Genomic DNA, 23,198 nt, shown 5'->3' on the forward strand with positions numbered 1-23,198 from the left:
GCCGTCCGGTGCGCGCTGACGCACGGAAACACCATGCGTCACAGTGACGTTATAGGTCCGTTCGATCAGGTGTTGTCACCGGCCGCGCCGACGCGGCCCACCGATCCGGTCATGCCGTGAAGAGTCGGGGCGTGCGAACTTTCGGCTGCGGAATCGGCCGGGCTTGCGATCCGCGATCGGTATGCAGGATGCCGCCGGACACCGGCTCGGTTCCCTCCTCGACGTCGGCCTGGCGCATCCATTTCGCCAGCGTCACCGGGTGGATCCCGAAATCGGCGGCGATCTGCTCCAGGGTCACCTCGGCGTTGCGAGCGACACGGCCGACGTCCTCACGAAGCTCGCGGGGGATACGGCTTTGGGCAGAGGGCATCCTTCGGCCCGTCCCGACAGGCAAGCCACTTCGGTTATCACCTATCCCGGCAGATCAGATGAGAACTGACATTTGAAGTCAGCAGAGGGGGTACCCAGTTTTTCGCTCTTTTCGTGGCGGTTTAGTTACGTCACTACTAACGCTACGAAACGTAATTATCACAACGGTAGCCGGACATGAAGCGTCGTCCTGACCGCCGATAAGGTTCACTTATCGGAGGTCAGAACTGGAGGGCTGATTTCGGAGACGACTGGACCTGGAGTGTCCCGTCTCAATGAAACTGGCCAAGTATCAGTGAATCTGACGACCGTAAATGTGTATCTGGCCAATGTCTCGAAATTCTCGGCCACTGTGGCATGATCACCCGCGATCTGGCGTCGACGAACGGCATGGACGGGGTGGGCGTGACTGGCGGGGGTTCTGATGTGCGCGTTGAAGGTTGGGGGAGTTTCGAACCAGAGATCCGAACGACTGCGGGGATTGTGCGCGGCAGGTGGGAGAACGCAGTCGCGATCTTCCGGGGCATCCCCTTCGCCGAGTCACCATTCGGCGCGCGTCGGTTCGCGGCTCCCGTTGCAGTACAGCGGTGGGATGGTGTCCGCGACGCGCTGGAGTTCGGTCCACCGGTTCCCCAGACGAGCCATCGAGGTTCGGTGATGTCGTCGGTGTCCGGCAGTACCGATGATGATTCCGCGGACTGTTTGACGCTCAACGTCTGGTCACCCGAGCCTGGTACCGCCCGGCTGCCGGTGATGGTGTGGATTCACGGGGGCCGATACCTCGAGGGCGCCGCCAGCAACCCGCACCAGGACGGTGCGACTCTCGCCGCGTGCGGTGTGGTGATGGTCAGCATGAACTATCGAGTGGGCGTAGAAGGTTTCGCCCACATCGCCGGAGCCCCGGACAACCGCGGCATTCTCGACCAGATCGCAGCCTTGCGGTGGGTACAGGACAATATCGCCGCGTTCGGCGGCGATCCCGGCAACGTCACTGTGTTCGGCCAGTCCGCAGGGGCTGGTTCTGTCGCGGCGCTGCTCGCTATGCCCATGGCAGCGGGGCTGTTTCGTCGTGCGATATCGCAGAGCCTGCCGGGCACGTACTTCTCCCCACGGCTCGCCGGCGCGATCTCCGCGACGATCGCCGCGGAACTCGGTGTGCGCGCCACCGTCGATGAGCTCGCCGGTATCCCGCCGCGTGCGCTGATCGAGGCGACCGACGCGGTGATTCGGAAGATGCCCGAATTCGTCGAATCGTGGGGACCCACGGCGCTGACGCCTACGCCGTTCTCACCGGTTGTCGATGGCGTCGTACTGCCTGCTGCGCCGTGGCATTCGCTCGCCAACGGTGCCGCGCGGGGTATCGATCTGCTCATTGGACACACCCGTGACGAGTACTCGCTGTTCAACGCCCGGCGCGGCACAGAGATGACCGATGAGCAGGCGACCGCCGCACTCGAACGTCTCGCGCCCGTCTCGGACAGCAGCGGCGGATACCGCGCCGCCTACCCGGAGGCCGCCCCTGAACAGCTGTATGAGCTCGTCAACTCCGACTGGCTGCTTCGGATGCCGAGCCTGCATCTCGCCGATGCCCAATACGCCGGGCATGGACCCGTGTGGCTCTATGAACTGTGCTGGAGCTTCCGCCGGGATCAGGGTGCCTCGCACAGCCTCGACATGCTGCTTGTGTTCGGCACGCTCAGCGCCGACGAGGTGCGTGGCCACCCCTTGGCCTACCCGAACGCCGCGAATGAGGTCCTGGAGGTCTCCTATCAAATGCGCAGCGACTGGGTGCATTTCGCGACCACCGGAAACCCTGGCTGGGCGTCCTACGATCCGGGAAGCCGATCCACTCGTGTCTACAGCGCCCAGCCGACTACCCAGCCTTATCCCGAGGAACGCTCACGCCTTATCTGGCATACACACCGGTTCGACTCCCTGGACCTATGCCAAAGCGTCGGAGCGGGAGGTGGTCGGTGACCAGCCAGGGGCATGGTCTGCCCCTGGTGCCAAGCGGGGTAGCGGCGGAGCCAGTTCGAGGGTTCGAAGTCGGCTTCGTCGATCCAGAGGCTGGAGAGGTCCGTCGCTTCTGCCGGACGCCACGGCGGTGGCGTCCGAGCGGGTGGCGCCGATCCGGTCGATCCCGTCGTTTCAGGGGCAGCGCAACCGTCCAGCAGAGCTGCATCGAACCGCAGCCGTGGGTCACCCCGACGCTGTCGTGCGTGAAGCCCTGTATCCAGCGGTGGACTACACCTGCTTGTCACGGGCCGAGGAACAATCGTTCGTACGGCAGGCGGGGCAGCGGTAGATGTCCGCCCGGCTCGGCGGCGCGTGGGCCATCCACTTAGGGTCGGACGCCGGTGCGGAGGGGTCACAGCAGGGCGGCGACCTTCTTCGCCGTCTCCTTGGCTGATCCGGGGTTCTGGCCGGTCACGAGGTTGCCGTCGACCACGGCGTAGGAGAGGAACGGCAGCTTGCCTTTCTCGTAGCGGGCGCCGCGCTTTTTCATCTCGTCCTCGGCGTTGTAGGGCACGAGCTTGTCTACGCGGATAAGGACTTCCTCCTGCCAGGCAAACCCGGTCACCCTGCGACCGGCGACAAGGTGGGACCCGTCGGAGAGCTTGGTGTTGAGCAGGCCGCAGTAGCCGTGGCAGACCGAGGAGACGATGCCGCCGCGCTCGTAGATCTCCCGGGTGATGCGCTGCAGGCCCTCGCTGTCGGGGAAGTCGTACATCACCGCATGCCCGCCGGTGAAATAGATGGCGTCGTAGTCGGCCGAGTCGATCCGGTCGGGGCTGACGGTGTTCTCCAGCAGCGCCATCCGTGCCGGATCGGCACGCCAGGCTTTCGCGGTCTTGTCGTAGTTGGGGAACTTCAGTGACCGCGGTTCGAGGGGAGCGGGGCCGCCCGCCGGGCTGATGATGGTCTGCTCGAATCCGTGCTCTTCGAAGACCTGCCAGGCGTGGGTGAGCTCGGACAACCACAAACCGGTCGGGTGGGACGGGTCGTCGTAGTGGCCGACGTTGGTGACGACGTTCAAGATGCGTTTGCTCATGGTTGGTCATCCTCCTGAATGTTTACATTGCGCACATTAGCGAGGCTAGGGCGGGATGTAAGCACTGTCAACACCTGTGTCGGTGTGAGTGGGCACACTCTGGGCGGCGCCGGCCTACTGTGTGCGCGCGGAAAGGATCGCGGCGAACGCGGCGCGCACTCGATCGGCCACTTCGTGGCTCGACTCCGCCGGGAGCTTGCCGTCCAGGTGTAGGTATGCCATGCCATGGGCCAGCGCCCACCATGCCGAGGCCAGCGCCTGGGGGTCGCCGTCCGGGAAGACCTGCTTCATCGCGAGTTGTACGAGATCGTGGATTTCCGCTGCCGCCTGGACCCGCTCCTCGTTGCCCTCGTCGCAGGCGTTGCCGAACATCAGGCGAAACAACGCCGGCCGGCGCAGGGCGAACTCGACATAGGCGACCGCCAGCTCGCCGAGCCCCGCCGCCGATGCCGGGAGCTCGCGTCCGTCGCTCAGGTCCGCCTTCAGGTCACGTAAGCCCTGCACGGCCAGCGCGGACTCCAGGGCGTCGCGGTCGGCGAAGTGTCGATAGGGCGCGGTCGGCGACACGCCTGCCTCGCGAGCGATGGCACGCAGCGAGAACGGTTCGCCGACTTCGAGTAGGTGCATCGCCGCCGTCAGTAGCGACGCCCTGAGGTTGCCGTGATGGTAGCCACTCCTTTTCGCCGAAGTTGACATCGCTTACATCCCTTTCTAGGCTCATGTTAGCAATGTAAACTTACCGCATTCAGGAGCGGCGATGCCATCAACAGCCCCCATCCCTGCGAGGTCAGGCGGCGCGGAGCGGACTTCACCGGTCTTCGCGCCGTTCACCCTCCCGAACGGCTCCGTGGTCGCCAACCGGCTGGCCAAGGCCGCTATGGAGGAGAACATGGCCGCATCCGGTCAACTCCCCGACGAGTCCCTGTTCCGGCTCTATCGACGTTGGAGTCGAGGCGGGGTCGGACTGATCATCACCGGCAATGTCATGGTCCACGCCGAGGCGCTCACCGGGCCGGGCGGAGTCGTCCTGGACGCGGAGTCGCCGCTGGAACCGTTCCGACGGTGGGCCGTCGCCGCGAAGAGCGGCGGCGCGCGGGTGTGGATGCAGATCAACCATCCCGGCCGGCAGGTGCGCGCGGACATGCCCGGCGTCGCGTGGGCGCCGTCGGCGATCCGTGTCGATGTCGGCAAGAACAGCAAGCGATTCGCCGACCCGGTCGAGATGACCCCGCGGCAGATCGAGGAAACCGTGCAGCGCTTCGCCGAGACGGCGCGTCGGGCCGAGGAGGCTGGGTTCGACGGTGTGGAGATCCATGCCGCCCACGGCTATCTGCTGTCGCAGTTTCTCTCGCCGCTGACCAACCGGCGCACCGACCAGTGGGGCGGCAGCCTGGAGAATCGGGCCCGGCTGCTGCTCGATATCGTGCGTGCGGTGCGGGCCGCGGTCGCTTCCGGCTTCGCTGTCGCGGTCAAACTCAACTCCGCCGACTTCCAGCGCGGCGGCTTCGATGCTGACGACGCCGCGACCGTGCTCGCGATGCTGGCCCCGCTCGGCGTCGACCTCGTCGAGCTCTCCGGGGGCAGCTACGAGGCCCCTGCCATGACCGGCCAAGCCAGTGACCAGCGGACCCGAGCCCGCGAGGCCTACTTCCTCTCTCTCGCCGAAGAACTCGCGACAACCAGCCCGCTGCCACTGATGCTGACCGGAGGTGTCCTCCGGCGGCCGGTGGCCGAGGAGGTCCTGGCCGGCGGCATCGATCTCGTCGGCATGGGCAGCGCGCTGGCCGTCGACCCTGACCTGCCGAACCGGTGGCGCCGCGACGCTGACGCCAAGGTCGAACTCACACCCGTGGAGATCAAGGACAAGGCTGTCGCGTCCGCCGCGAGCATGGCCCGAGTGCGACAACAGCTTCGCCGCCTCGGCGCCGGACGGCGCGCGCGTCCCGGGATCAACCCCAAGGTCGCTCTCCTCCACGAGACCGTGCTCCAGCGTCGCGCACTGCGCCGCTACCGCACCTGGCTGAACAACCGTGCCGCGTAAGGCCATCGGCCCCTTTCCCGGCAAATCGATCGCATCCCCATGCCTTCGGCAATCTCCTGTTCCACCCGCCGATCCGCCCCGTGTTGATCTTGCGCATCAGCTCGAACAGATCCACCAACGCGTCAGTGGCCACTGGCGAACATGAAATCGACTGTCGGACAGCCGCTTACCACGATTCGATCAGCGGGGCGGCATGCTCCTGCCGCTGCCATTCTTCGGTGAGGCGACCGAGTCGGTCCGGCGCGGCGATGGCGCGAACGCCTGCGATCTTGTCGTCACGCATCTCCAGGATCACCACGCCCACGACGCGGTCGTCGAGCGTGGCGAGCATGGCCGGGCAGCCGTTGACCACGGCGGCATGGATCGAGGGCGAGCCGCCGGCGAGTCTCCGCTTGGCCGGAGACGGTTTGAAGCCGGCCCGCACCACGCCGGCGATCCGCTGCGGGGTCGAGTACCGGATCAGCTTCTCGGCCAGCCCCAGCCCGGCGCCGTCGGAGATGCCGGTCGCGTCGTCGGTCAGCAGCGCCAGCAGCCGTTCGGTCCGGCCCGAGGAGGCGGCGTCGACGAACGCCTCGACGATTCGGCGCGCCGCGGCTCGGTCGACGTCGGTGCCGTTGCCCGCGGCGGCGATTCGGCGCCGGGCTCGGTGGGTGTGTTGCTGACTGCCGGCCTCGGTGATGCCGAGAATCTCGGCGATCTCGGCGTGGCTGTAGGCGAAGGCCTCGCGTAGCACGTAGACGGCCCGTTCGATCGGCGACAGACGCTCCATGAGCGTGAGCACCGCCAGGGTCACCGATTCGCGCTGCTCGACGGTGTCGGCCGGACCCAGCATCGGGTCACCGTCGAGGAGCGGTTCGGGCATCCAGGCGCCGACCGCGCGTTCGCGGCGCACCTTCGCCGAACGGAGCCGGTCGAGCGCCAGATTGGTGACGATCTTGGTCAGCCATGCCTCGGGCACATCGACGTACTCCTGGTCGGCGGCCTGCCACCGCAGGAACGCGTCCTGCACCGTGTCCTCGGCATCGGCGGCCGAGCCGAGCAGACGGTAGGCGAGGGAGGCCAGCCGATTGCGGCTGGCCTCGAAACGCGCCACGGTGGCAGTGTCCATGAGCACGACCCTATGCGGCGACCACGTGGGGCGAGTGCTCTGCGGTGGTGGCCGAGCGATAGTGGCGACTCGGCTTTCCGAAGGTCGGGTGGCTCACGCTCCAGGCGGCAGTCCGAAGGATCGCCGACTTGACGCGCGCGGCCGTCCCGCCGCACAGGGCCCACGACTTCGCACGTGCGTCACCGTCGACCAGCTGGAAGATCCCGTCCTTGCGGCCCAGACTGATGTGGTTGCCGACATACGCCAGCGAGGTCGTCGAGACCTTGCGCCCGGTCCGGTCCCCGATGATCGCGGCGGTCGCCTGCATGCTGGTGAATCCCGCGGAAGCGCAGGACATCGGCAACGGCCGACCGTTGTCACCGATGACGAAGACGCTGTCACCGGCGACGTAGACGTCCGGGTGGGAGACCGACCGCATCTGACGGTCGACCGTGACCTGGCCGTTGGCCACCACCTCGAGGCCGCTGGCGGCGGCGATCGGATGGACGGCGAAGCCTGCGGCCCACACGGTCGCGTCGGAGGCGAAAGCGGTGCCGTCGGCGGCGACCGCTGCCGCCTCCTCGACGCGCTCGATGGTGGTGTGCTGGTGGACCGTGATATCGAACCTGTCGAAGGCGCGCAGCAGGTGACGGCGAGCCTTCGTGCCCAGCCAGCCGCCCAGTTCGCCGCTGGTGGCCAGGCCGACCCGAAGGCCTGGGCGTGATTCGGCGATCTCGGTGGCGGTCTCGATCGCGGTCAGATTGCCGCCGACTACCAGCACCTTCCCGTCCCCGCCCAGCTCGTCCAGGCGTGCACGCAGGCGCAGCGCGGACGGCCGCGCGGCCACGGGGAAGGCGTGCTCGTGGACGCCCGGAACGCCGTGGTCGGCGGCAGCGCTGCCGAGCGCGTAGAGGAGGGTGTCGTATCCGAGCGGCTCGACGCCCTCGGCGTCGGCGACTGTGACACTCCGGTGCTCGACGTCGACGTCGGTTACCCGCACCAGTCGCAGCTGGATGCCGGTACCCGCGAACATCTCCGCCAGCGGCCGGTAGCGGAGATCCTGCCCGGCCGCGAGCTGATGCAGGCGCAGCCGCTCGACGAAATCGGGTTCGGCGTTGACGACGGTGATCTCGAAGTCGTCGGAATGGAGTTGGCGCGCCAGGTATCCGGCGGAGAAGGCTCCGGCGTATCCGGCCCCGAGGACGACGATGCGGTGCTTCATGGTTCGCTCCTGTCTGGTTCGCGTGCTCCCTGAACGAGACAGCTCCCCAATCCCTGACAGCATCGACCAGTGACGTGGCTCACTCCCGAAACTCGCATGACCTCACGGCTGTCAGGCGGAGAAGGCGATCCATTCGCCGAAGGAAGCTGCTGATGCTGTCCGCGTCCCCGGCGGCCCCACCGGGGACGGACTGCGCCCGTCCGGCACTCCGGCCTCACCGATCACGGTTCCAGTCCGGCGGCAGTCAGGGTGAGGTGCCGGGCCAATGCGTCGGCTGCGGCGTCGGCGTCACGGGCCAGTGCCGCCTCTTCCAGTCGGCGGTGTTCTTCGACGCCGTCGCGGTCGGGGTTGCGGCGGGTCGACCAGCGGCGGGTCAGCTCGCTGGCGGTCCACAGCCGGTCGAAGGTCTCCAGTAGGACTGGGTTACCGCAGCCCTCGACCAGGGCGCGATGAAAGAGCCGGTGTGATTCGGACCATGCCTCGCTGTAGTGTTCGCCATCTCCCGGTAGGTACACCGGAGTGCCGGCCAAGCGGTGGTGGGCGGCTCGCACGCGAGCCTCCCAGTCCAGGTCGCCGCGCTCGATGGACATACGCAAGAGGACTGGCTCGATAGTCCGGCGGGCCTCCGCGATCTCCTGCCATCGGCGGTCGGAGAAGGCGGGAACGGCGAAGCCGCGGTTGGGTAGCCGGTCGGCGAGGCCCTCGCCGACCACCCGCACCAGCGCCTCGCGGACGACGGCAAGGCTCACGTCCATCTTCTTTGCCAGATCCTGCGGCTTGAGGGCCTGACCGGGAGCGTATTCTCCGCGCATGATCGCGCCCCGTAGGTGCGCGTAGACCTGCTCGGAGAGCATCTTCTTTCCGGGTGAGTCCGGAGTGCGCGATGTCCGATGCATACTCAGATGATAGATCATCTAGAGAATAATCGATTATTTTTGTACCGTGGATGTCGGTAGATGAACGGAAAGAAGACACCGATGAGCGCCAACGACCCCTTCGCCCGCCTCCCCGAGGCGGCCTCCTTCACCGTCACCAGCACCACGGTCACCAACGGCGGCGCTTGGTCGCCCGCGCAGTTCTCCTCCGGCGTTCCCGGCGGGAAGGACGTCTCCCCGCAGCTGTCCTGGAGCGGCGCGCCGGAAGGCACGGCGAGCTACGCCGTCACCGTCTACGACCCCGACGCTCCGACCGGGTCGGGATTCTGGCACTGGGCGGTCGCCGACATCCCGGCCACCGTGACCGAGTTGCCCGAGGGTGCCGGCGACGACACGGGGGCGGGTCTGCCGACCGGCTCCTTCCAACTGCCCAACGACGCCCGCGCGGCCAGGTTCAGCGGCGTGGCCCCTCCGCCGGGGCACGGACCACACCGATATTTGGTCGTGGTGCATGCCCTCGACGTCGAATCCATCGGCGTGCCGGTCGATTCCACCCCGGCCCTGCTCGGCTTCGCCATGACCTCGCACATCCTCGGCAGGGCGGTTCTCATCGCCACTGCGGAAACGCCGCCTGCCGAAGGGAAACCGGCAGACGCCGAACGGGTCGAGGTCTCCCGGCTCATCCCCGCATCCCCCGATGCCGTCTTCGCGGTGCTGACCGACCCGAAAGGGCACGTGGACATCGACGCATCGGGAATGCTGATCGACGCCGAAGGGAAGCCGGTCGAGCGTCCCGGCGACCGATTCCTGGTCCACATGGATCGCGAGGCCCTCGGGGACGTTCCCCTGGGCAGGTACGACGTCGAGGTCGTCATCACCAGGCTCGTTCCGGACGAGGAGATCGCCTGGACAGTCGAAACCGGTGGCCGCCGATTCGGCCACATCTACGGCTACCGGTTGGCACCGGCCGAGGGCGGCACCCTCGTCACGTCGTATTGCGACTGGTCACAGATCGATGAGAAATGGAAGCAGCGGCTCAGCTTCCCGGTGGTTCCCCGGTCCTCCCTCAAAGCCACCCTCGGGATCCTCGAGCGCACCGTCCGCCGCCGAGCCGGCCTCTGACCACCGGGACCGCCGGACCCGGCCGGTGTGGGGCACCGTCCTCGACCGCGGCAGGGCAAACATCCGGCGCAGAACTGGAAGTCGTTGTCCGCGAAAGCATGCTCTCCGGCGTGCTCGATTTCGGCGAGCTGGGCGCTGGCGATCCGGCTACGGATCTGGCTGCTGCATGGCTGATTCTGCCGGTGGGCAAGTCCACGCGGTTCTTCGATGCCTACTCCGCTACTGCGGCCAGCCGGTGCCGAAACGTGACGTGAGCGCGTGAGCGCCTCCAATCCTTTCGGCCGCGCGGCGGATAGGGTCGCTGGTCAGCTCACGCTGGTCGTTGACCTCGTATTTACTGAGCCAGGACGGCCGCCGCACTGCCTGAAGTGCGTGGTACGTCCTCGGTGGGGAAGCGAGGTTGCGCAGAATCGAACGCTACGATCTGGCCGTGTCGAAGGTGTGCAACTATCCGGGCTGTACGCGCCCGATTCCGAGCGGAGCAGGACCCGGTCGTCCCTCGGAGTACTGCGACCGGCCCGATCACACGCGCTGGCGTGCGTGGCGCGAGCGGCAACGGCAACAGCAGGAGGCCGAGACTGCGGCCACTGCCGTCACTGTGACGCAGCCGGGGCCGGTGACCGTTGCGCGATTGCGGGCCGATGAACTGCTCACCCAATTCCGGGGACTCGCCGAGCAGTTGAACACCACGCTGAACGCCGCGGTCGCGGAGTTGTCCACGCTGGCCGACCCGGCGGTCGCGGAAGCCCAGGTGCAGGCGGTTCAGGTGGACGCGGCGCGGCGGATCGCCGAGGCGGAAGGCGCGGCGGTAGTGGCCGAGCAGGCGCGGCGGGAGGCGCAGGAGGCGAGGGAACTCGCCGAATCCGCCGCCGACGACGCGGCCGGCGCCGCCGAACACGCCGAAGGGCTGGTCGCCGAGGCGAATTCGGCCCGCGACGACGCGCTGCGTGAGGTCGAACGCGTCACCAAGCAGGCGGCCGATGACGTGTTCGCCGCACGCAGCGCAGCGGAAGCCGAAGTCCGCACCGTGCGCCGCGAGTCCGCCGAACAGATCGAACGCATCGAAAAGCAAGCCGCCGAACAAGTCGAGCGCGGCGAGCGTCGCGCGGAGACCGACATCGCACACGCCCGGCGTGAGGCGGAAGCCCTGGTCGCGGCCGCCCATTCCGAGCGCGATCTCGCCGTGCAGCGCGCGGCGGACGCCGAACGAGCGGCCGAACGAGCCGAGCGCGCCGCCGCGGAGCGCGCCGAAGCCGCCGACGAAGCGCGAGCCGAATGGCGCCGAGTACGCGCCGAACTCGACACCACCCGCGCCGAACTCGCCGAAACCCGTCGCGCCGCGGCCGCCGAACTGGCCGCCGTCCGCGCAGAGGCCGCCGCGACTGTCGACAAGGCGCGCGCGGAAGCCGCTCAGCGGCTCGAAGCGCTGGACGAAGCTCGCGTGCAGACCCTCGCGCGCGCCGAACGCGCCGAAGCCCAGCTCGACGAACTCCTCGCCGAAGCTCGCCGCAAATCACCCGTTACCGAGTCCGACCGGCGCGACGACGCCTGAGCGGGCGTAGGGCTTCCGTACTAGGCTCTCGGTGCATCTCGGTGCATCTCGGTGCATCTCGGTGCATCTCGGTGCATCTCGGTGCATCTCGGTGCATCTCGGTGCATCTCGGTGCATCTCGGTGTGCGACGTGGAGGAGGAGTCGAGCATGGCCGTCATCCATCGGACCACCATGGTTCCCACGAAGATGGAACTGCTGACCTCGTGGCTGCCCGGCCGCGCGTGGTACCGCGGTGAAAAACCAGCGGATCTGCACAAAGCCGGTGGTTTCCGGCTCGATGACCCGGACGGGGAAGTCGGTATCGAATTCGTGGTGATCACCGATCACTCCGGTGCGCAGCCGCACACCTATCACGTGCCGCTGACCTACCGGGGCGCACCGCTGCCGGACGCCGCCGAGGCGCTTGTGGGCACTTCCGAACACGGTGTCCTCGGCACCCGGTGGGTGTACGACGCCACCCGTGACCCGGTCGCGGTGGCCCAGATCATCTCCGCGCTCATCGGGAACGCGCGGCCTCAGGCCCAAAGCGAGAGCGACACGCCGGACCCCTCGGTCACGGTACACGTCGCGGACACGCTCTCTCTCGCAGGAGGTTTCGGTCCAGCTCGGGATGGATTGTTCTACACCGACATCCCGGTGGGCGATCGGATCCTTCGTATCCATCGCCTTCTGCAAGTGCCGGTCTCGCCTGCGGAGTCGGCGGTTGCCGGTCGGGTCGACGCGTGGTGGCGGCTCGACGACACCACTGCCACCGGCGTATTCATCAGCCTGACTGCGTAATTCGAACGGAGCGGTGTGCCCGCGCGCACGACGAGGATCGGGATAGGGCAAACGAGCCGCTAACCGCGGCTCTGGTCATATCATGTAGCTATGCCCGAAAACGGAGTCGAAGGGCGTACGGAACCACTGGCCGGGGCAGCCCGGCAGACGGTACTGGTGGCCGGTGCCTGCTCGATGATCATGGGTGTGGCCCTAGCGGTGTGGCCGCACAAATCGCTGCCGACAGCGGAACTGCTGTCCGGCGGCTACCTATTGCTCAACAGCGCCCTACAACTGGTCGTGGCGCTCGGTGCCCGCTTCGTGACCCCGCTGCGGATGCTGGTGCTGGTCAGTGGGGCGCTGTCGGCCCTACTCGCGGTGCTCTGCTTCGCGGGCGGGAATTCGGCTCCGCTGCTGTCGTTCTGGATCGGATTGGCGTGGGCGATCCGCGGGATCTGTCACGCCACAGTGGCGGTCTGGGTCGATGATCTGCCCGGGCGCGGACGGCAGGAGTTGTTCGGGCTGATCACGCTGGCACTCGGTCTACTGGTCGGTTCGGTGTCGTTCGAGTCACCGGACACGCTCGGCTGGGTGGCCGGATCGTGCATGATCGCGATCGGGACGCTGGAGGCCTTGTTCTCCGTGGGCTCCCGGCGCGACACGGTCGCGCTGCCGGGGATGGTGCCGACCTTGCGCTTGGATGGCTGATCTCGAGGTGGCGAGCAGGATGCTATCCAGGTTGACTGGGCGCCATGGCATCCCAGCAATCCGAGCTCCGGTCGCCCGCGGAACTCATCGTGGTCACCCATGGCGCCGGTACCGCGATCACGCCGATCGCTCTGAGCGGCAGTCACAGCGCGCAAGCTCGTCTGACGGAACTACTTCCGGCCGGGAGCGAACTGGTGCGCATCTTCGGACCGGCCAACCGCTTGGAGCGCAGGCTCACCGGCACCTCACGCCTGGAGACCGGAGCGGAGTATCTCAACTACTTCTACGTCCGCGGTGTCACCGGCCGACTCGACGAACTGGCCGAGCGGTTGCGGACCGCGGACGACGTGGCGGCGGCATATGTGAAACCGCCCGCCGAGCCGCCGATAGCGCCGGAAGGCGCGCGAGCGATCACCGGCCGTTCCGCCGCCGAGGCCCCGCCGGTCACGCCGGATTTCGCGGTGCGGCAAGGATATCTGGATGCCGCCCCGCAGGGGATCGACGCTCGGTGGGCGTGGACGGTGCCGGGGGGCCGCGGGACCGGTGTGCGAGTGGTGGATGTCGAGGGCGCGTGGCGGTTCACCCATGAGGACTTGCAGGTCAACCAGGGTGGGGTGATCGGAGGCACCCCGTCACCGGAGCAGGGTTGGCGCGACCACGGCACGGCGGTCGCCGGAGTGATCAGCGGTGACGTGAATGCCTACGGCATCACCGGGATCGTGCCCGAAGCGTACATCCGCGCGGTGTCGATCTTCGGGTCCGGATCGGCGTCCGCGATCCGCTCGGCGGCGGACGCGCTCAACCCCGGCGATGTGATGCTGCTCGAACTGCACCGGCCTGGCCCGCGTTTCGCCTACGCCAACCGGCCGGATCAGCGCGGCTATATCGCGATCGAATGGTGGCCCGACGACTTCGCGGCGATCAGCTACGCGGTCGGTAAAGGCGTCGTCGTGGTGGAGGCGGGAGGCAATGGCGGCGAAGACCTCGACGCCGCGATCTACGACTCCCGCCCCGCGGAGTTCCCGAGCACGTGGCGCAATCCCTTTCGCGGCGGCGAAGCCGACTCCGGTGCGATCATCGTCGGAGCCGGCGCACCCCCACCCGGCTTCCATGGCCGCGACAACGGCACGGCCCGCTCCCGCTTGCCGTTCTCCAACTACGGAAAGCGGGTCGACGTGCAGGGCTGGGGCCTGGAAGTCACCACGACCGGGTACGGCGACCTGCAAGGCGGTCCGGACGAGGACCTCTGGTACACCGACGTGTTCAGCGGAACCTCGAGCGCGTCTCCGATCGTGGTCGGCGCGGTTACCAGCTATCAGGGCATGAGTGCGGCGGCGGCCGGACGTAAGACCCCTGCGGAAGTGCGCGCCCGGCTGCGGGAAACCGGATCACCGCAAACCGATGCCGCTGATCGGCCCGCATCCCAGCGCATCGGCAACCTGCCGGATCTGAAATCGATGATCCTGCCCCGGTAGGCCGCCGGGGTCGGGATACTCGACTCGATGTGTGCAGCCGACCGATTCCATAGGCCGCAATCCACTCATAAGATAGTTGATGGAAATGGAATCCGGCCCGAGTCGAGCGGCGACTCATCGCCTGCTGGTCTCCGCCGCCGAATCGGCAGGTCCGCGAGAAAGGTTCGAACCGCCGCGTTGACCGAACTGGCCGACGGGCGTGGCCGCCTCCGCCGTCACGCGGGTGACGTCCATCAGCACCAGCGGAAAGCCGAGCGGCGGCGAGGTGGACAGCCCGTCTTACCCGCTGCCGGTTCTCCGCGCATAGCCGCAATCGGTCGGTCGCACCGCGCTGATCAGTCCACGCGCGCGGTGAGCAGCAAGTCGAGCAGCAGATCGGCGAATTCGGCAGGTGCGTCGGTGAATCCGCTGTGCCCGCCCGGGAATTCGGTGAGCGGAATGTTCAGCTGCTGGGCGAGCGCTTCCGCGGGACGGTGGGGGAGCTTGCCCTTGCTCTCTCGTCCTGCCCCGAGCACAAGGCGGTCGCTGACCGGCGCCAAGGCCGCGACGTCGGGGAGATGGGAGGTGATCGTGCGCAACTCGTGCGCCATGTTGCGCGGCGCGTTGGCGTGCAGGCGTTCGATCATCGCCGCGGCGCGCGGGGAGAGTTCGGCGGGATCGGGCATCCGCACACCTCCGCCGATGCCTTCGAGGAAGCGGGCGCCCGCGGCGGCGAGGCCGTCGGTGACGAACAGTTCGTACACCTCGTCGACGAACGCTTTGTGCTCGGCGGCATCGGGCAGCACCCCGAAGGAGGGCGGCTCGTGCGCGATAACCAGACGCAACCGCTCGGGATGCCGGGCGAGCAGGTCGAGCGCGACCACCGCCCCGCCGCTGCCGCCGAACACGTAAGCGTCCTCGTCCTCGGGGGTGAGGTGCTCGAGGAGCAAGTGGGCGTCCTCGCTCTGCACCTCGACCTCGATGTCGGCCGGTGGGCCGGGGTCGAGCACACTGCGCGAGTAGCCGCGCGGGTCGATGGTGACCACGGTGAAGTGTTGTGCGAGTGGCTCGAGGATGGGATCGAACACCGCCGCGTCGCCTCCGCTGCCCGGCAGCAACAGCAGCACCGGCCCGGCGCCGCTGACCTCGTAGTACAGGGTGGCTCCCGGGACTCGTAGGGTGCCGGATCTCATGATTTCTCCTTGTCGGTCGGCCACTGCTCCAGGGCGACGTGCAGGGCGTCGATGATGCGTTCCCAGGACTCGGCGGTCGAGCGCGTGTGCCCGAAGCCGCCGGTCGCCTCCAGAACGCTGTATCCGTGGAATGTGCTGCGCAGCAAGCGGACCGCGTCGGTCCGGTCGGGTTCGGCCAGACCGTAGGCGCGCAGCATGCCGTAGGTCAGCTCGATGGCGTGCAGCGCGCCGGTCGCGGTGGGCGTCATTTCGGGATCGAACGGAAGCTGGGTCGCGGCGTAGCGGCCGGGGTGACGCAGGGCGTAGTCCCGCCAGGCGTGGGCGTAGGCGGCGAGCGCATCACGTCCGGCGCGACCGGCCACGGCGGACGCGATCAGTTCGGTCTTCTCCGTGGCCGCCAGAACGGACACCCGCGCGCGGAGGTCTCGCAGATTCTTCACGTGCGAGTACAGGCTGGCGTCCTGGACGCCGAACTTCTTGGCCACCGCCGACATGGTGACGTTCTCCAAGCCGATTTCGTCGGCGAGATCGGCCGCGGCCCGCGTGATCCGATCCGCGGTCAGTCCCGCTCGGGCCATCACGTGCACACCTCCTCGCTCTTGGATTCCTAGTTTCTATCCTAGAACCCTTAGGTTTTGCAATCGGCGTCGCGGGCTCGGCCCTTCTCGTTCGCGGCGGGCCACCTGGGTCACCTGTGAGCGGTTAATTGCTTAGCGCAAGTAAGCACGCTATAGTTGCGTAGCACAAGCAACTAATTCTCGCGCTGGGAGTGGGCATGGCGGTATCACCCGATGCGGCTCGGAGCCTGATAACTGAGCTCTATTTCATGGGCCGTGCGATGCGCGCTGTTCTGTCGCACCCGGAAGAAGGGCACCTGCTTCCGGGTGGCGTCGGCGTGCTGGGGTCCCTCGAGGCCAGGGGGCGATGCCGGCAAGTGGATCTGGCCGTGGACTTGTGCATCAGCCCATCGACACTGAGCAGGCATGTCGCCGAGTTGGTGAGTTCCGGCGACATCGCCCGCCATGCCGATCCCAGCGACGGCCGGGCCACCCTCATCGAAATCACGGACCAAGGACGCGATCTGCTGCGACGCATCCGAGTGTCGCGGGCGCGGGGATTGCAGGCCGCTCTCGCCGATTGGAGTGAGGACGAGGCCGAGCAGGCCGTCGTGGTTGTTCAGAAGCTCAGGAATTCACTGGCCGCAGTCGCGCATCACACCGCGGTGGGCGGGAGCGAGCCGGTTTCGAAAGAAAGTCAGGAAGTGGATGTCTAATTCAGTCGATGCGGGGACGCGGCGCGACCCCGCCGCGATGACCCACCGCGAGGTCCTGGAAGCGATGACCGGGCTGCTGGCGGCGTTGTTCACGGCGCTGCTCAGCACGACGATCGTCGCCACCGCGCTGCCGACGATCATCGGTGACCTGGAGGGTTCGCAGACCGCCTACGCCTGGGTCATCACCACAGCGCTGCTGGCCAACGCCGCCTCCACCCCGATCTGGGGCAAATTCGCCGACCTGTTCAACAAGAAACTGCTGGTCCAATCGGCCATCGTCATCTTCGTCACCGGCTCGATCATCGCCGGACTCGCCCACACCGTGCCGATACTGCTGGCCGCACGCGTCGTCCAAGGCATCGGCATGGGCGGGCTGACCGCGCTCGTCGTCGCGATCATCGGCTCCATCGTCGCCCCACGCGAACGCGGACGCTACTCCGGCTACATGGGCGCGGTGATGGCGGTCTCGATGTCCGGCGGCCCCATCCTCGGCGGCGTCATCGTCGACAGCCCCCTGGGCTGGCGCTGGTGCTTCTTCGTGTGCGTGCCGCTGGCGGTGATCGCACTGGCGCTGTTGCAACGCACCCTGCGACTGCCCACCGAACGCAAGGACGGAGTGTCCATCGACTGGCTCGGCGCCGCACTGCTGACCGCCGGCGTCTCGGTGCTGCTGATCTGGGTGTCGTTCGCAGGCAAAGCCGGGTACTACGCGTGGATGTCGCGGGAATCGGCGATCTACGTCGCCGCCGGCGTACTGCTGCTGCTCGCGACCGTGTGGGTCGAGTCCCGCGCCAAGTCACCGATCATCCCGCTGCCGATCGTCACCGAACCCACCACAGGCCTGGCGATCATCGCCTCCATCGCCGTCGGCGTCGGCATGTTCGGCGCGACCACCTTCCTGGGCCAATACTTCCAAACCGCACGCGGCTACTCCCCGACCATCGCCGGTGTTCTGACCATCCCGCTCGTCGCGGGCATGCTGACCGCCTCGGTCGGCTCCGGCCAGCTCATCACCCGACGCGGCAAATGGAAAAGCTTCGTCGTCGCCGGCGCCGCGCTGCTGGTAACCGGATTCACGCTGCTGTCCACCATCGACCACGCCACCAACCTGTGGCAGGTCGGCATCTACATCACCATCGTCGGCCTCGGCGTCGGCATGATGATGCAGAACCTGGTCCTGGCCGTACAGAACACCGTCAGCGTGCACAACATCGGCGCCGCCTCCAGCAGCGTCGCCTTCTTCCGCACCTTCGGCGGCGCCATCGGCGTCTCGGTGCTCGGCTCGGTACTGGCCACCCGCGTCAGCGAGCTGTCCGCGCAGGGATTCGCCAAACTGGGAATCCACCCCAAATCCTCCGGAGGCAGCAACCTCAACCTGGACGCGCTACCCACACCTATCGCGACCATCGTGCGCGCCTCCTACGGTGACGCGACCGGGCGGATCTTCCTCATCGCCGCCGCCGCGACGGTCGTCGCGCTCATCGCGGCGGCCTTGCTGCCGAACCGTCCGCTGCGCCGCACGATCGACATCGATCCCGCGCTCGATCCGACCACGAAAAAGTCTGCGGTGCAGGACGATCCGACTGCCACGGACGACATGGCCGCACTGGATGCGGAACTGGACGCATTCGCCGAGTCGAGCTGGGAGGAAAACCAACTCTGGGAAGGCGCCGAGCGGGTTTTGCCCGAGCCGGTCCCAGCCGCGTCGATCGGGCGGCATGCGGTGGTAGAGCAGAACGGTCGTGTATACCGGATGGCCGCGTCGTCACAGAACGGTCAGTCGACTGGCGGCTTGTCGGGGTCGGACTTCGATGGTGGGGCGTTGGGTGGTCGTGTCCATCGTGAAGACGGTCGTCCGGTGCCGGGTGCGGTGTTGACGTTGGTTGATCACGGTGGCCGTCAGGTCGCGCGGGCGAACAGCGCTGCTGATGGTGGTTATGCGATCACCGCGCCGGAGACGGGTGACTATGTGTTGATCGTGTCGGCGATGGGGCACCAGCCGACCGCGGTGAACGTGCCGGTCGGCCAGCGGCCCCATCGCCTGGATCTGACCTTGGTGGGCTCCGGCGAGTTGTCGGGTGTCGTTCGTACCGCCGGCCCCGGTGTGCCGCTGCCGGGTGCGACCGTCACGTTGACCGATTTGCGTGGCGAGGTGGTCGGGTCGGCTGTCACAGGCGGCGACGGCACCTACGTATGTCGCGGTGTGGTCTCAGGTGTCTATACCCTGGTCGCGGTCGCTGAGCATATGCGTCCCAGTGCCACCACATTGACGGTGCCGGACAGCGGTGTCTTGCGTCATGACATCGAGTTGGCCACGATGGCGGTGCTTGCCGGCTCCGCGTGGGCCGAGGGCAGCCGAGCGGTGCCGGATGTCCTGGTCAGTGTGCTCGACGCCGCGGGGCAGGTGACCGCCACGGCACGCACCGACGAGAACGGCCGGTATGTCGTGACCGATCTGCCCGAAGGGCAGTACACCGTCGTTGCGCGCGGTTATCCGCCGGTGACCGGGCAGGTCACCGTGTCCGGTGGCGAGGTCGCCCACGATGTGCGGCTCGGTTACGAGATCGAGGATCGTTGATGAGCGGATTGACCGGTCGTGTTCGCACCGCACAAGGGTGGCCGGTGCCGAACGCGGTGCTGACAGTGACGGATATGACGGGGCGCCAGATCGCCCGTGCGGTCGTCGACGAGACCGGGGCGGTGGGCACTGAGCTGTTGCCCGCGGGTGTACATACCGCGGTGCTCACCGCTGTCGGGTTCGAGCCCGTAGCCCGGACCGTGCGGATCTCTCCAGCAGGGACGGGTGTGCTCGGGGAGATGGTGTTGGCGCCGATCGCCGGGACGGTGGCGGCACCGCCACCGGGGCCGTGGACGATCGATCCGGTGCATTCGACGGTGATCGCAACGGTGCGTCATCTGGGTATAGCGAGCATCAAGGCCCGATTCGCCGAGGTGAGCGGGCGGCTCGATATCGGTGAGCCGTTCGAGCGGTCCACCGGACACGCGGAGATCAAAGCGGCGAGTATCGATACCGGTATCTCCGCGCGTGACAATCACCTCCGTTCGCCGGAGTTCTTGGATGTCGACACCTATCCGCTGATCGCATTCACCGGCAGCGGGTTGCGTCGTACCGGTGGTGACACCTGGGTGATGCCGGGTGAGCTCACCCTGCACGGGCAGCGCCGTCCGGTCGATCTCGAGGTCACCTACGGTGGCTTCGGAGCGGATCCATGGGGCGGCGTGCGTGCTGCTTTCCACGCCGAAACAGTGTTGCATCGCAACGATTTCGCGATCGATTACAACGCGGTCGTGCGCGCGGGAGTGGCCGCCGTCGGCACCACCGTCAAAATCGACCTCGACATCGAAGTCGTACAAGGCGAGCAGCTACCCGCGATCTAGCCGGCTGCGGAGAAATCATCTGCGCTGGGTCGATGAATTTCGTTCGTGCACATCGTCTGCATTCCGAAGAGGGAACCGACTGCACGAGGAGAACCCATGACCCATCTGCCGTCCGCGGTCACCGCGCGGACCCTCGACGTCCCGGGTGCGCACCTGTACTACGAACTGCGTGGCGCGGGCCCGCTGGTCGTACTGGCGGGCGCGCCGATGGACGCCGCCGCGTTCGCGCCGTTGGCCGACCTGCTGGCCGTGGACCACACCGTGCTCACCACCGACCCGCGTGGGCACCAAGGTTCCACGCTGGAGGACGCCGAAGCGGACTCGACGCCGGAACTGCGCGCCGACGACCTCGTCCGGCTGATCGCGCACGTCGACGCCGGGCCCGCCGTGGTCTTCGGTTCCAGTGGCGGTGCGGTGACCGCGCTCGCACTCGCCCGGTCTCGTCCTGATCTCGTCACTACGGCGATCGCGCACGAACCACCGATCAACGCGCTGATCGCCGACCGGGACGCGCATCGAGCCGCGACCGACGACCTCGTCGCCACCTATGCCCGAGGCGACGTGCTCGGGGCTTGGCGGAAGTTCTTCGCGGCCGCGAACATTGCGATGCCCGAGCCGGTGCTCGAGCAGATGTTCGGCCCGGAGCGCGACCCGCGGCAGCTGGCCAGTGAACGTTACTGGTTCGCCCACGAGATCCGCGGCACCACCACCTGGGAACCCGATATCCGCGCCCTGCGCCACGCGTCCACTCGTCTCGTCATCGGTATCGGCGCGGAATCCGCCGGGCAATTCTGTGATCGCACCTCGCGCGCGCTCGCCGCGGCGCTCGACCTGACGCCAGCGCTGTTCCCCGGTGGACACACCGGATTCGTCGACGATCCCGGCGCCTTCGCCGACCGGCTGCGCGAAATCCTCGACAAGTCCTGAATCGGCTGGAGTCGCCTGCGAAGTCGCCTGCGAAGTCTCGGGATCCGGCTCACAACGTGAATCTGCGGCCCTTCGCGGCCCACTCGCCGCGGCCGCGCGGCGTGATGGCCCAGCGGCCGCGGTGCTGGCAGTCCATGATCAAACCGCGCGACTGCAGGCGCAGCAATGCGCTGCGCACCGACCAGGCGGTCAGCCGCGCCTGCTGCGCCAGCTGCTCCACAGTGAGCAACCCGCCCGGCGCCAGCACACCCAGCACCGCGAAATCGGCGGCAGTCCTGGGGCGTCTCATCATGTCGCGGCCCTTTCCATCGAGGAGAAGGCAGCCCGGGACCGACATCGGCGCGGTGGCCCGGGTTGCCGAATCGACGGTAGAAGCCACACCGATACCGCCGCCCACATTTTGCGCGACTTTGCGAAGTGCGTTGACCGGCATCGGGTCCGGTGGGGACGATTGCACGACATCGTCCGCCAGCTCTCGCAAAGGATCAGCTATGAACCTGCGACTTCTCGGATCCGGATCCGACCATGGAGCTTGCCCCGCCGTGTATGCGACCGACACCGGCGTGCTCGTGGTGCAGGGCGATGCCACCGACCGCACGGGCACGGTGCGTGTACCGCACCAATTGCTGGACTGGCTGGAACCAGGCATGTGGCTACGGGTGGAGCCGAGTGGAACCTGCGGATCGGTGCTGGTGGCCGGCGAACCGGTCACCGACCCCGAACTGCTCGCCCAGTTGACCCTCGACTGTCACGAAACCGCCGTGGTGGTGCGCTGATGCTGCACGTCGCCGGTGACCGCTGTTTCGAGCCGCTCTTTCGGGCGGCTCGATTCCGCGCTTTCCACTTGGAGGTGAGAGATCAGTACCTGATGGAGGACGAGCAGGAAGCGTTGCGCCGCTTCGATGCCGGAGTAGCGTACGAGCGAGAGGAACAGCCCGAGTCGTGGAAAGCCTGGGATGCTCTGATGGTCGAATCGGCCACCCGCGGAGTCACGCTGGAGCGACTACGTGTCGTGACGGTCCCGCATACCGGCTACACCCGGTGGTTGTTGTCGGCGACCGACGACAACATCGCCACCGGCGAGGCGGTGCGCTGGCTACCGCGGCATCTGGTCGACGCGGCGGATCTGCCGCACGACGACTACTGGCTGTTCGACTCGGACACGGTGGCCTTCAACACCTTCGCCGAGAACGGGGCGTTCACCGGGCTGTCGATCAGTACTGATCCGGCGCTGGTCGCCCGGTACCTGCGGGTGCGGGAACGGCTGTGGCCCATGGGCATCGATCATCAACGATATTGCGAGAGTGAGCACGTACCCGAGTGAACGGTGTGTCGGACGCACGCGAGGTGCTGGGCGCGCGCCTGCGTGAACTTCGTCGCGCTGCCCACCTCACCGGCCTGGAGCTGGCCGCGAGGTGCGGCTGGCATTCGAGCAAGGTCTCCCGGATCGAGGGCGGCAAGCAGACGCCGTCGGAAGCGGACCTCGCCGCGTGGTGTGAAGCGTGCGGTAACACCGCCGTGCTGGACGATCTGGTCGCCAATGCGCGCAATCTGCAGTCGATGTACCTGGAATGGCAGCGCACCGTTGCCTCCGGGCACGCGCGCAGGCAACGGCAATCGATCCATTTGGAATCGCAGACCACGCAGATCCGCTGGTACGCGCCGGACACGTTGCCGGGGCTGCTGCAAACCGAGGGCTACGCGCGCGCGATCCTGACCGCCTGCATCGCGGTGACCGGTGGGCGCGACGACCTGGAAGAAGCGGTGGCCGCGCGCATGACCCGTAAGCAGGTGCTCTTCCGGGCGAAACACCGGTTCCACTTCGTGGTCAACCAGGCCGCGCTCTGGCGCACGGTCGGCGACGCGACCGTCATGGCCGAGCAGCTCGCCCACCTGCTCGCGGTGATGGCCAACCCGACTGTGCGGTTGGGCATCATCCCGATCTGTGCCGAGTACCGCGCCCCCGCGACGAACTTCGTCATCTACGACCGCTCACAGGTGCTGACCGAGACGGTTTCGGCGGAGCTGACCATCACGCGCCCGTCCGAGATCGCGCTGCACGAGAAGACCTTCGCGATCCTTGCCGACCAAGCCGAGTACGGCGATCGCGCCCGGGCGCTGATCGCGAAAGCGCTGCAAGGCCGGCGCGGCGCCTGAGTGCATC

The 23,198-nt window shown here is 67.4% G+C and carries 23 protein-coding genes and 1 pseudogene; 15 read left to right on the forward strand and 9 right to left on the reverse strand.

Annotation, left to right across the window (positions count from 1 at the left end; genetic code table 11):
• Positions 1 to 109: 109 nt before the first annotated feature.
• The gene (locus ACL03I_RS07635; RefSeq protein ID WP_412805502.1) at positions 110 to 370 is read right to left on the reverse strand and encodes a hypothetical protein; all 261 of its coding nucleotides are present in this window, start codon (positions 368 to 370) and stop codon (positions 110 to 112) included.
• A 425-nt stretch (positions 371 to 795) separates the two neighbouring features.
• Here ACL03I_RS07635 and ACL03I_RS07640 point away from each other — a divergent pair, with 425 nt between their 5' ends.
• A complete protein-coding gene (locus ACL03I_RS07640; protein WP_412805503.1) occupies positions 796 to 2,346 on the forward strand; it encodes a carboxylesterase/lipase family protein in 1,551 nt (516 codons plus the stop codon).
• Between the two features lie 391 nt (positions 2,347 to 2,737).
• Here the strand turns inward: ACL03I_RS07640 and ACL03I_RS07645 are convergent, their stop codons facing one another.
• Both ACL03I_RS07645 and ACL03I_RS07650 read right to left on the reverse strand, forming a co-directional pair.
• Positions 2,738 to 3,421 (reverse strand): type 1 glutamine amidotransferase domain-containing protein, encoded by a 684-nt coding sequence (locus ACL03I_RS07645; RefSeq protein WP_412805504.1) that lies wholly within the window; start codon positions 3,419 to 3,421, stop codon positions 2,738 to 2,740.
• 114 nt (positions 3,422 to 3,535) lie between these two features.
• Positions 3,536 to 4,117 carry a TetR/AcrR family transcriptional regulator gene (locus ACL03I_RS07650; protein WP_412805505.1) on the reverse strand — a complete coding sequence of 194 codons (582 nt, stop codon included), beginning with the start codon at positions 4,115 to 4,117 and terminating at the stop codon, positions 3,536 to 3,538.
• Between the two features lie 61 nt (positions 4,118 to 4,178).
• Here ACL03I_RS07650 and ACL03I_RS07655 point away from each other — a divergent pair, with 61 nt between their 5' ends.
• Positions 4,179 to 5,462, forward strand: a complete 1,284-nt coding sequence (locus tag ACL03I_RS07655) for an NADH:flavin oxidoreductase/NADH oxidase family protein (protein ID WP_412805506.1) — start codon at positions 4,179 to 4,181, stop codon at positions 5,460 to 5,462.
• A gap of 166 nt (positions 5,463 to 5,628) precedes the next feature.
• On the opposite strand, the gene ACL03I_RS07660 is transcribed toward ACL03I_RS07655, so the two are convergent.
• From ACL03I_RS07660 to ACL03I_RS07670, 3 genes are all read right to left on the reverse strand, one after another.
• A complete protein-coding gene (locus ACL03I_RS07660) occupies positions 5,629 to 6,570 on the reverse strand; it encodes a sigma-70 family RNA polymerase sigma factor (protein ID WP_364426475.1) in 942 nt (313 codons plus the stop codon).
• A 10-nt stretch (positions 6,571 to 6,580) separates the two neighbouring features.
• Positions 6,581 to 7,771 (reverse strand): NAD(P)/FAD-dependent oxidoreductase, encoded by a 1,191-nt coding sequence (locus ACL03I_RS07665; RefSeq protein ID WP_412805507.1) that lies wholly within the window; start codon positions 7,769 to 7,771, stop codon positions 6,581 to 6,583.
• A gap of 221 nt (positions 7,772 to 7,992) precedes the next feature.
• A complete protein-coding gene (locus tag ACL03I_RS07670) occupies positions 7,993 to 8,667 on the reverse strand; it encodes a GntR family transcriptional regulator (RefSeq protein WP_412805508.1) in 675 nt (224 codons plus the stop codon).
• A gap of 81 nt (positions 8,668 to 8,748) precedes the next feature.
• Here ACL03I_RS07670 and ACL03I_RS07675 point away from each other — a divergent pair.
• The 6 genes and pseudogenes from ACL03I_RS07675 to ACL03I_RS07700 all read left to right on the forward strand — a co-directional run.
• A pseudogene (locus tag ACL03I_RS07675) lies at positions 8,749 to 9,276 on the forward strand (YbhB/YbcL family Raf kinase inhibitor-like protein); the annotation flags it as partial.
• A gap of 590 nt (positions 9,277 to 9,866) precedes the next feature.
• Positions 9,867 to 10,022, forward strand: coding sequence for a phosphotransferase (locus tag ACL03I_RS07680; RefSeq protein WP_412805509.1), 156 nt, complete (start codon positions 9,867 to 9,869; stop codon positions 10,020 to 10,022).
• Between the two features lie 362 nt (positions 10,023 to 10,384).
• Complete coding sequence (locus tag ACL03I_RS07685) at positions 10,385 to 11,320, forward strand: coiled-coil domain-containing protein (protein WP_412805510.1); 936 nt, start codon at positions 10,385 to 10,387, stop codon at positions 11,318 to 11,320.
• Between the two features lie 148 nt (positions 11,321 to 11,468).
• Positions 11,469 to 12,101 carry a maltokinase N-terminal cap-like domain-containing protein gene (locus tag ACL03I_RS07690; RefSeq protein WP_412805511.1) on the forward strand — a complete coding sequence of 211 codons (633 nt, stop codon included), beginning with the start codon at positions 11,469 to 11,471 and terminating at the stop codon, positions 12,099 to 12,101.
• 90 nt (positions 12,102 to 12,191) lie between these two features.
• Positions 12,192 to 12,788, forward strand: a complete 597-nt coding sequence (locus ACL03I_RS07695; RefSeq protein ID WP_355074023.1) for a DUF308 domain-containing protein — start codon at positions 12,192 to 12,194, stop codon at positions 12,786 to 12,788.
• Positions 12,789 to 12,832: 44 nt separating this feature from the next.
• Entirely contained in the window at positions 12,833 to 14,263 is a 1,431-nt protein-coding gene (locus tag ACL03I_RS07700; protein ID WP_355074022.1) for a S8 family peptidase, read from the forward strand.
• Positions 14,264 to 14,598: 335 nt separating this feature from the next.
• Here ACL03I_RS07700 and ACL03I_RS07705 read toward each other — a convergent pair whose 3' ends face one another.
• The gene (locus ACL03I_RS07705; RefSeq protein WP_355074020.1) at positions 14,599 to 15,435 is read right to left on the reverse strand and encodes an alpha/beta fold hydrolase; all 837 of its coding nucleotides are present in this window, start codon (positions 15,433 to 15,435) and stop codon (positions 14,599 to 14,601) included.
• Complete coding sequence (locus ACL03I_RS07710; protein WP_355074019.1) at positions 15,432 to 16,013, reverse strand: TetR/AcrR family transcriptional regulator; 582 nt, start codon at positions 16,011 to 16,013, stop codon at positions 15,432 to 15,434. Before ACL03I_RS07710 ends, ACL03I_RS07705 begins: the two co-directional genes overlap by 4 nt.
• 260 nt (positions 16,014 to 16,273) lie before the next feature.
• Here ACL03I_RS07710 and ACL03I_RS07715 point away from each other — a divergent pair, with 260 nt between their 5' ends.
• From ACL03I_RS07715 to ACL03I_RS07730, 4 genes are all read left to right on the forward strand, one after another.
• A complete protein-coding gene (locus ACL03I_RS07715) occupies positions 16,274 to 16,708 on the forward strand; it encodes a MarR family winged helix-turn-helix transcriptional regulator (protein ID WP_412805512.1) in 435 nt (144 codons plus the stop codon).
• Positions 16,701 to 19,286: an MFS transporter gene (locus ACL03I_RS07720; protein ID WP_412805513.1), complete on the forward strand. Its 2,586-nt coding sequence runs from the start codon at positions 16,701 to 16,703 to the stop codon at positions 19,284 to 19,286. Before ACL03I_RS07715 ends, ACL03I_RS07720 begins: the two co-directional genes overlap by 8 nt.
• A complete protein-coding gene (locus ACL03I_RS07725) occupies positions 19,286 to 20,107 on the forward strand; it encodes a YceI family protein (protein WP_397277915.1) in 822 nt (273 codons plus the stop codon). The genes ACL03I_RS07720 and ACL03I_RS07725 overlap by 1 nt, the downstream gene beginning before the upstream one ends.
• Before the next feature lie 96 nt (positions 20,108 to 20,203).
• The gene (locus tag ACL03I_RS07730; RefSeq protein WP_355074016.1) at positions 20,204 to 21,034 is read left to right on the forward strand and encodes an alpha/beta fold hydrolase; all 831 of its coding nucleotides are present in this window, start codon (positions 20,204 to 20,206) and stop codon (positions 21,032 to 21,034) included.
• Positions 21,035 to 21,083: 49 nt separating this feature from the next.
• Here the strand turns inward: ACL03I_RS07730 and ACL03I_RS07735 are convergent, their stop codons facing one another.
• Positions 21,084 to 21,326: a MarR family transcriptional regulator gene (locus ACL03I_RS07735; protein WP_159929549.1), complete on the reverse strand. Its 243-nt coding sequence runs from the start codon at positions 21,324 to 21,326 to the stop codon at positions 21,084 to 21,086.
• 199 nt (positions 21,327 to 21,525) lie between these two features.
• Here ACL03I_RS07735 and ACL03I_RS07740 point away from each other — a divergent pair, with 199 nt between their 5' ends.
• The 3 genes from ACL03I_RS07740 to ACL03I_RS07750 are packed head-to-tail and all read left to right on the forward strand — an operon-like array spanning position 21,526 to position 23,191.
• Positions 21,526 to 21,810, forward strand: coding sequence for a hypothetical protein (locus ACL03I_RS07740; protein WP_364426436.1), 285 nt, complete (start codon positions 21,526 to 21,528; stop codon positions 21,808 to 21,810).
• Positions 21,810 to 22,358, forward strand: a complete 549-nt coding sequence (locus tag ACL03I_RS07745; RefSeq protein ID WP_355074012.1) for a DUF6879 family protein — start codon at positions 21,810 to 21,812, stop codon at positions 22,356 to 22,358. The genes ACL03I_RS07740 and ACL03I_RS07745 overlap by 1 nt, the downstream gene beginning before the upstream one ends.
• Before the next feature lie 5 nt (positions 22,359 to 22,363).
• Complete coding sequence (locus ACL03I_RS07750) at positions 22,364 to 23,191, forward strand: helix-turn-helix domain-containing protein (RefSeq protein ID WP_355074010.1); 828 nt, start codon at positions 22,364 to 22,366, stop codon at positions 23,189 to 23,191.
• Positions 23,192 to 23,198 lie beyond the last annotated feature (7 nt).

Source organism: Nocardia sichangensis (genome assembly GCF_047200615.1).
In the GTDB taxonomy this organism is placed as follows: domain Bacteria; phylum Actinomycetota; class Actinomycetes; order Mycobacteriales; family Mycobacteriaceae; genus Nocardia; species Nocardia sichangensis.

What these genes read in the sequence shown, in the direction of transcription:
- ACL03I_RS07650 (WP_412805505.1), bottom strand. Translation starts at nt 4,117, where the DNA reads ATGTCAACTTCGGCGAAAAGGAGTGGCTACCATCACGGCAACCTCAGG.
- ACL03I_RS07645 (WP_412805504.1), bottom strand. Translation starts at nt 3,421, where the DNA reads ATGAGCAAACGCATCTTGAACGTCGTCACCAACGTCGGCCACTACGAC.
- ACL03I_RS07720 (WP_412805513.1), top strand. Translation starts at nt 16,701, where the DNA reads ATGTCTAATTCAGTCGATGCGGGGACGCGGCGCGACCCCGCCGCGATG.
- ACL03I_RS07715 (WP_412805512.1), top strand. Translation starts at nt 16,274, where the DNA reads ATGCGCGCTGTTCTGTCGCACCCGGAAGAAGGGCACCTGCTTCCGGGT.
- ACL03I_RS07680 (WP_412805509.1), top strand. Translation starts at nt 9,867, where the DNA reads ATGCTCTCCGGCGTGCTCGATTTCGGCGAGCTGGGCGCTGGCGATCCG.
- ACL03I_RS07695 (WP_355074023.1), top strand. Translation starts at nt 12,192, where the DNA reads ATGCCCGAAAACGGAGTCGAAGGGCGTACGGAACCACTGGCCGGGGCA.
- ACL03I_RS07740 (WP_364426436.1), top strand. Translation starts at nt 21,526, where the DNA reads ATGAACCTGCGACTTCTCGGATCCGGATCCGACCATGGAGCTTGCCCC.
- ACL03I_RS07655 (WP_412805506.1), top strand. Translation starts at nt 4,179, where the DNA reads ATGCCATCAACAGCCCCCATCCCTGCGAGGTCAGGCGGCGCGGAGCGG.
- ACL03I_RS07690 (WP_412805511.1), top strand. Translation starts at nt 11,469, where the DNA reads ATGGCCGTCATCCATCGGACCACCATGGTTCCCACGAAGATGGAACTG.
- ACL03I_RS07705 (WP_355074020.1), bottom strand. Translation starts at nt 15,435, where the DNA reads ATGAGATCCGGCACCCTACGAGTCCCGGGAGCCACCCTGTACTACGAG.
- ACL03I_RS07745 (WP_355074012.1), top strand. Translation starts at nt 21,810, where the DNA reads ATGCTGCACGTCGCCGGTGACCGCTGTTTCGAGCCGCTCTTTCGGGCG.
- ACL03I_RS07710 (WP_355074019.1), bottom strand. Translation starts at nt 16,013, where the DNA reads ATGGCCCGAGCGGGACTGACCGCGGATCGGATCACGCGGGCCGCGGCC.
- ACL03I_RS07665 (WP_412805507.1), bottom strand. Translation starts at nt 7,771, where the DNA reads ATGAAGCACCGCATCGTCGTCCTCGGGGCCGGATACGCCGGAGCCTTC.
- ACL03I_RS07660 (WP_364426475.1), bottom strand. Translation starts at nt 6,570, where the DNA reads ATGGACACTGCCACCGTGGCGCGTTTCGAGGCCAGCCGCAATCGGCTG.
- ACL03I_RS07725 (WP_397277915.1), top strand. Translation starts at nt 19,286, where the DNA reads ATGAGCGGATTGACCGGTCGTGTTCGCACCGCACAAGGGTGGCCGGTG.
- ACL03I_RS07735 (WP_159929549.1), bottom strand. Translation starts at nt 21,326, where the DNA reads ATGATGAGACGCCCCAGGACTGCCGCCGATTTCGCGGTGCTGGGTGTG.
- ACL03I_RS07670 (WP_412805508.1), bottom strand. Translation starts at nt 8,667, where the DNA reads ATGCATCGGACATCGCGCACTCCGGACTCACCCGGAAAGAAGATGCTC.
- ACL03I_RS07700 (WP_355074022.1), top strand. Translation starts at nt 12,833, where the DNA reads ATGGCATCCCAGCAATCCGAGCTCCGGTCGCCCGCGGAACTCATCGTG.
- ACL03I_RS07730 (WP_355074016.1), top strand. Translation starts at nt 20,204, where the DNA reads ATGACCCATCTGCCGTCCGCGGTCACCGCGCGGACCCTCGACGTCCCG.
- ACL03I_RS07635 (WP_412805502.1), bottom strand. Translation starts at nt 370, where the DNA reads ATGCCCTCTGCCCAAAGCCGTATCCCCCGCGAGCTTCGTGAGGACGTC.